This window comes from Streptomyces sp. NPDC058619 (assembly GCF_042717785.1).
In the GTDB taxonomy this organism is placed as follows: Bacteria; Actinomycetota; Actinomycetes; order Streptomycetales; family Streptomycetaceae; genus Streptomyces.
Window position 1 is genome coordinate 1 of record NZ_JBHXQN010000108.1, and the last position, 6,173, is coordinate 6,173.

At 70.1% G+C, this 6,173-nt stretch carries 7 protein-coding genes; 1 reads left to right on the forward strand and 6 read right to left on the reverse strand.

Translation table 11 applies throughout. From position 1 onward, the window contains the following. From ACFWTC_RS37815 to ACFWTC_RS37840, 6 genes are all read right to left on the reverse strand, one after another. Window positions 1–172 (reverse strand): transposase (locus ACFWTC_RS37815; protein WP_384075086.1); only part of this gene is annotated, 172 nt, incomplete at its 3' end. Between the two features lie 535 nt (window positions 173–707). Beyond that, on the reverse strand, window positions 708–1,430 hold the full coding sequence (locus ACFWTC_RS37820; protein ID WP_383929504.1) for a cation transporter: 723 nt from the start codon (window positions 1,428–1,430) through the stop codon (window positions 708–710). After that, window positions 1,430–1,765 carry an ArsR/SmtB family transcription factor gene (locus ACFWTC_RS37825; protein WP_383929501.1) on the reverse strand — a complete coding sequence of 112 codons (336 nt, stop codon included), beginning with the start codon at window positions 1,763–1,765 and terminating at the stop codon, window positions 1,430–1,432. Before ACFWTC_RS37825 ends, ACFWTC_RS37820 begins: the two co-directional genes overlap by 1 nt. Window positions 1,766–1,966: 201 nt before the next feature. Continuing rightward, entirely contained in the window at window positions 1,967–2,806 is an 840-nt protein-coding gene (locus tag ACFWTC_RS37830) for a sulfite exporter TauE/SafE family protein (protein WP_383929499.1), read from the reverse strand. 232 nt (window positions 2,807–3,038) lie between these two features. Continuing rightward, the gene (locus ACFWTC_RS37835; protein ID WP_384030563.1) at window positions 3,039–3,371 is read right to left on the reverse strand and encodes a chromate resistance protein ChrB domain-containing protein; all 333 of its coding nucleotides are present in this window, start codon (window positions 3,369–3,371) and stop codon (window positions 3,039–3,041) included. Continuing rightward, window positions 3,368–3,853, reverse strand: coding sequence for a Chromate resistance protein ChrB (locus tag ACFWTC_RS37840; RefSeq protein ID WP_384030561.1), 486 nt, complete (start codon window positions 3,851–3,853; stop codon window positions 3,368–3,370). The genes ACFWTC_RS37835 and ACFWTC_RS37840 overlap by 4 nt, the downstream gene beginning before the upstream one ends. A gap of 214 nt (window positions 3,854–4,067) precedes the next feature. Between ACFWTC_RS37840 and chrA the strand changes: the two genes are divergently transcribed. Beyond that, entirely contained in the window at window positions 4,068–5,477 is a 1,410-nt protein-coding gene (gene chrA, locus ACFWTC_RS37845) for a chromate efflux transporter (protein WP_384030559.1), read from the forward strand. The last annotated feature ends 696 nt before the right edge of the window (window positions 5,478–6,173 follow it).

Genomic DNA, 6,173 nt, shown 5'->3' on the forward strand with positions numbered 1-6,173 from the left:
GGGGAACGTCCCGCCAGCTCACGCCCTTGCGCAACACATAGACGATGCCCCGCAAAGCAGCACGGTCATCCGCCGGCAACCGGCCTGGATACCGGCGACGCCGAGGCGGACGAACCGGCAGCAGCGGAGCAACGCGTTCCCACAGGTCATCAGGCACGAGATCAACAGACACACAACAGATCCTGCCGACCTACCAGCCAACTGACAACCCACCAGCCAAAGTTCATTCTGAAACGATCAGTAAGCCCGCCCCCCTGATGCCGCAGATAACGGAGCTGGTTCGCGCGTCCCGAGTCGCCCTGAACCGCAGCTCACGGTGACTGATGGCACGGATAACAGGGCAGTTATCTGTGCCCTAGACAACGTCTCACAGGCGCGGGGCAGCGGCGGGCTGCCCGCCCCCCAAGGCCCTCGTAAAGCGAGACGCCTCCGAAAGCAGAGCGTGGTCATCGGCGTCCGGCGCCCTCATCGGGGCACGAGAGCCGCATGAATCTTCTCCTGCTCTTCCTGCTGCCCCTCGGGCTGGCGCTCGTACTGCTGGCCGTCGCCGAGCCCCAGCACCACGGCCGGCACCGCCGCTGACACCGTCCACAGCCAGGCAGGGCCTTGGGGAACATCGGTAGCCGTTGGCGCTGAGAATGATCATGGGACGGCGCAGGACCCCGGCCGTGTGATGGCCGTGGTCCTGTGCGTGTGCCGGTGCGGGTTCAGCCGCAGCAGTCGCAGCCGGGGCGGCAGCCGCACGTGCCTGTCTCGGTTCGGGCGGACGGGACCGCCGCGGCGGCGGGTGTTGCGCAGCAGCCCTTGCCCTGCCAGGCGTCGCGGCCTTCCTTGACGGCGATGGCGGCGATGACCAGGGCGGCGATCGGATCGGCCCAGGACCAGCCGAGGGTGGCGTTGAGGACCAGGCCAACCAGGAGGACGGCGGACAGGTACGTGCACAGCAGGGTCTGCTTGGAGTCGGCGACCGCGCTGGCGGAACCGAGTTCGCGTCCGGCCTTGCGCTGGGCGGCGGACAGGAACGGCATCACCACGAGCGAGAGGGCGGCGATGACGATGCCGGGGATGGAGCGGTCGGCCTCGCCGGTGCCGGCCAGCGCGCGGACGGCGTCGATGCTGACGTACGCGGCGAGCACGAAGAATGAGACGGCGATGATCCGCAGCGTGGTCTTCTCCCGCGCTTCTCGTACGGCGTGGTCGCGGGCGGAGAACTGCCAGGCGACCGCGGCGGCTGAGGACACCTCAATGACGGAGTCGAGACCGAAGCCGATCAGGGCGGTGGAGGAGGCGATCGTCCCGGCGGTGATCGCGACGATCGCCTCGATGACGTTGTAGCAGATGGTCGCCGCGACCAGCAGCCGTATGCGCTTGGCGAGGACGTCGCGGCGGGCCGGGGCCGGGCCTATGCCGATGGGTATCTCGGCGGTCATCAGCAGCAGCCCTGCTCGCCCGCGTCCGCGCAGATCTTGTCGGCCTCGACCGCGACCACGGCGGTGCGCAGGTCGTCCAGCGCGTGCCCGAGGCGTTCGTCGGCGAGCTCGTAGCGGGTGCGGCGGCCGACCGGTACCGCGACGACCAGGCCGCAGTCGCGCAGGCACGCCAGATGGTTCGACAGCCGCGTGCGGGAGATCTCCAGAACGTCGGCGAGGTCGGCGGGATGGGCCGGGGCCTCCCGCAGGGCGAGCAGGATCCGGCAGCGGATCGGGTCGGCGAGGGCGCGGCCGAACCGCGCCAGCACCTCGATGTCAGCAGCGAGAGTCAGCACACCACCGACAGTACACAGAATCCTGAATTCACGGAATCTTGCATCTATCGTCCATGGCGTACGACCTTGGGCAGCGGTGCGACCTCCTGTGCCGAGATTGATGACGGGGTCTAACCGCGGATCTCGGTGTGCGGGGCCTTGTGAACGGCGACCTACGGAAATGCGATCGCTTCGCGGCTCTCGCAGAACTCTCACAGGCGTTCATTTGTGAGAGCGGTGCCGGTTCGACTCGTGCCGAGCAAGCTTGACCGCGGACACGAGCAGGATCACGGCCAGCGCAGGAATCAGCACCATGTCCGGGAACACCCCGAGCATCAGCCCGCCCAGCACCGCGCCGGCGATTGAGCCGGCGGCCATCACCATGGTGAAGCGGAGGTTCGCCCCGAGCACCGCGAAGCTGCCGTCACGGCTGTATCGGGCGAAGGCCACCAGCATCGTCGGAAGGGAGACCAACAGGGACAGGCTCCCGGCGGTCTTGATGTCCTCACCGAACAACAACACGATCGTCGGGATCAGCAGCTCGCCACCGGCCACGCCCATGATCGCCGCGACCACTCCGATGCCGAACCCCGCCACCACTCCGCAGGGCACCTGCGCCCACAGCGGCAGCGCGAGCGTGTCCAGGGTGGTGGTGTGGGTGAGCAGCAGGGCCGCGGCCATGAGGACCATCAGGACGGCCAGCACCTTGTAGAGGGTGGAGCTGCGCATGCGTACCGCCCATGATGCTCCGGCCCACGCGCCCAGCAGGCTGCCGGCCAAGAGGTTGACCGCGACGGGCCAGCGTGCGGCTACCTCGGCGGCCGGGACCGCGGCCAGGCGGGCGGGCAGCGCGACCAGGACCACGACCAGGCTCATCGCCTTGTTCAGGATGACGGCCGAGAGCGCGGCGAACCCGAAGAGGCCGATCAGCAGCGGCAGACGGAACTCCGCGCCGCCCAGCCCGATCATTCCCCCGAGGACACCGATGGCGGCTCCCGCACCGAACACCAGAGGCAGAGAGCCGGTGGGGCGTGTGGCGATGAGGTTCTGGTCGGTGGCCATGGCTGACATCTTTGCTGGTGGTGGCCCCGAGCCGCTACGACATGGCCCTGTCTTGGGGAGAAGGCACCGGCTCCGGCAGCCCGAGTCGTCCAAACCTCCGAGCAGTGGCACCGCATCGCCCCGGGCGATGATCAGGCAGGTTCGCGGCCCAGGGCGGTGGCGCGCTGGTAGTACTCGTACAGACCATCGAAGACGGCTTTCGCGACGCCCAGGGTGTGGGTGTCGTCGCCGGTCATGGACAGGCCCCGCAGGACGACGTCCAGGCCCGGGGCTTCGGGGGGTGGAAGCGTTCGTCGTCGATGTCGGCTTCGTGGACGATCTGGGCGATGCGCCGCAGGGCGGGGTCGTCGGTGAGGCGGTGGACGCGGAGGATGGTCTCGAAACTGCAGTCGCCGTGGTGGTGGCCGAGTTCGGCGCCGCGCATGTCGAAGGGGGTGGCGTCGGCGGGGACGTGGGCAGGGTCGGTGACGAAGACGAACTCGGCTTCGCGGTCGAGGAAGCGGCCGATCAGCCAGGCGCAGGCGGCGCGGTCGATGTGGATGCCGGCGCGGGTGGCCCACTTCATGGGGTGCTCTCTTCCGTGGTGTTGGCGGGGTGCAGGGCCTCGACGGCCCTTTCGGCGGCATGGCGGTCGGGCGGTGGGAAGTAGTCGCGCCGCTGGATGCGCCGCAGTTCGGCGCGCAGCTTGGCCAGTACGCGCCGCCGTTCGGCGTCGTCCGTGTCGCGTGCGTCTTCGGCCTGGGCGAGGACCTGTTGGTACTCGGCGGCCCGGGCCTGAGTCATGTCCGTCACGAGCTGCTGTTCGTGGCCGGCGGCGGCCGGATGGGCGATCCACACGGTGGCGGTGCCGCCGGAGTCGGTGACCTCCTCGGCGATCCACTCCAGCTGCTCCTGGGTGCGGGCGCCTGCGGGCAGCGCGACCAGGCCGTCGCTGATCTGTCCGACTCCGAGGCGCTTGAGCTTGCGCCAGACGGTGATCCGCGGGGTGGAGGGCTCCCGCGGGAGCCGGTAGGAGAGCAGCGCCCACTGCCGCTTGGGCCCGTTCACGCGCGGCTTCCCGGCCGGTCTGCGGCGGCCGCGGTCCGAGGCTGCAACGAGCTGTTCATGTCCATCCCCCGAGACCTCCCTTCCAACCACCCGAAGTGTGATGTAACCATGGTTACACAGCAGTGGGCGGGGTGGGGGTACGCGGTCGCGCACGCCCGGGCCGCCCAGGCCACCGCCGTCTCGTACGGCTTCATCAGGACGAAAGAGAGTGCCGGTGACCGCCACCGACCAGCCCCCGAGCCCCCCGGGCAAAGCCGATCAAGCCCCTGCCGGTGGCGGTGTCATCCCGTTGCGGCAGGCGACCCGGGCGTGGTTCGCAATCTCCTGGCAGACCTTCGGCGGCCCGGCCGGGCAGATCGCGGTAATGCAGCGGGCCCTGGTGGAGGACAACCGCTGGATCGGCCAGCAGCGGTTCAACCACGCCCTGAGCTACTGCATGCTCCTGCCAGGCCCGGAAGCCCAGCAGCTCGCCATCTACACCGGCTGGCTCCTCAACGGCACGCGCGGCGGATTGATCGCCGGCACCCTGTTCGTCCTGCCCGGAGTCCTGGCCCTGCTCGCGCTGTCCGCCCTCTACGTCGCCTTCGGCTCGACCACCGCCCTCATCGGCGTCTTCGCCGGCCTTGCGCCCGCCGTGGTCGCCATCGTCGTCCAGGCCGTCTCCCGGGTCGCCCAGCGCTCCCTGACCCACCCGCTCCTGATAGCCCTCGCCGTCGTTTCCTTCGCGGCGCTGGCGCTGTTCTCGGTGCCGTTCCCTGTCGTCATCGCCGCCGCCGCCCTCGCCGGGTGGTTCATCGGCCGCTACAGGCCCGACGCGCTCAAGCCCCCGGCGGGGCACGGAGCCGGTGACGGGCCGGCGCCGCTGATCGCGGACGACGCGCTCCACCACGAGCAGCCCAGCCGCCGCCGTACGTGGCGGATCCTGGGAGCCGGCCTTCTGCTGTGGGCTGTTCCGGTGGCCGCCGTCGCCCTGCTGACGGGCACCGGGAGCGTGTTCACCACGCAAGGGCTGTTCTTCTCCGGCACCGCGCTGGTCACCTTCGGCGGCGCCTACGCGGTGCTGGCGTTCGTCGCGCAGCAGGCCGTGCAGACGTACGGCTGGCTCAGTGCGAAGGAGATGGCCAGTGGCCTGGCCCTGGCCGAGACGACCCCCGGCCCCCTCATCATGGTCGTGCAGTTCGTCGCGTTCCTCGGCGCATACCGCGACCCCGGCAGCCTCGACCCCTGGGCCGCAGCCCTCCTCGGCGCACTGCTCACCACCTGGGTGACCTTCGTGCCCTGCTTCCTGTTCATCTTCCTCGGCGCCCCCTACATCGAACGTCTGCGGGGCAACCGCGGGATCTCCGCCGCCCTGACCGGCATCACCGCCGCCGTCGTCGGCGTCATCGCCAACCTCGCCCTCTACTTCGCCGAACACGCCCTCTTCACAGACGTGGACGAGAAGAGCTTCGGCCCGCTGCACGTCGCCCTGCCCGACCTCACCACACTGCGCCCCGCAGCCCTGGCGATCACCGTGATCGCGGCGCTGCTGATCTTCAAGCTCCGCTGGAGCGTCCTGCGCACCCTGGGCGTCTGCGCCACCCTCGGACTGGGCGCCGCTCTCGCGGGGCTCCCCGGCGTCTGAGAACCGAGTGATGCCGGCCCCCGGCGATCGCCGGGGCCGATGCGCACCCGAAGGCCCTCAGTTCCCGCCGCCGTCTTCGTCATCATCGAGGCCCGCCGCAAGCTGGCACCAGCCAGTCTGCCCCCTGCATCAGCTCGGCCGGGATGTCATCGCCGGGGACGCCGCGCAGCTGGTCGGCCGACCAGCCCGGCGCCATCTTCTCCCGTCCTCGCCGAGTTGCCGGCTCCCTCGCCGCCACCGTGCTGCCACTCACCGTGTCTCAGACGGAAGGGGGCGCCCGCCTCCGCGTCGGTCCAGCCCGCAGCCCAGCCGGCGGGCGAGCGGGGACCGCACCCGGCTCGGGTGGAGCTGCCGCGCCCCCACAAGCCGCGGCGGTCCGGCACGGCTGTGGCGCACCGACCGGGTCTGGCTTGTGTCGTCCTTGCCGCCGCGTAGCGGAGCCCTGGATGGACCAGCTCCATCCAGGGCTGCGCTTCGCTCCCGCGCGGGAGATGACGCTCAACTCGCGCGGGAACGAAGATGCGGGGCTGGAGCTACCCGTTCCCCCCGCCAGCGAGGACGTGGCGGGCCCTCCCGGCGGGGCTTCAGGAAGCGGGGGGGGGCCGCGGGCCGCGCCGGGCGACCGCCCGGGCGGCCGCCCCACAAAAAAAAAAAAAAATATTAAAAATTTTTTGTTTTATTTTAGGTTTAGACAAC

Bases quoted from the DNA above. Each gene is read 5' to 3' on its own strand.
- ACFWTC_RS37820 (WP_383929504.1), bottom strand. From the start codon at position 1,430: ATGACCGCCGAGATACCCATCGGCATAGGCCCGGCCCCGGCCCGCCGC.
- ACFWTC_RS37830 (WP_383929499.1), bottom strand. From the start codon at position 2,806: ATGGCCACCGACCAGAACCTCATCGCCACACGCCCCACCGGCTCTCTG.
- ACFWTC_RS37835 (WP_384030563.1), bottom strand. From the start codon at position 3,371: ATGAAGTGGGCCACCCGCGCCGGCATCCACATCGACCGCGCCGCCTGC.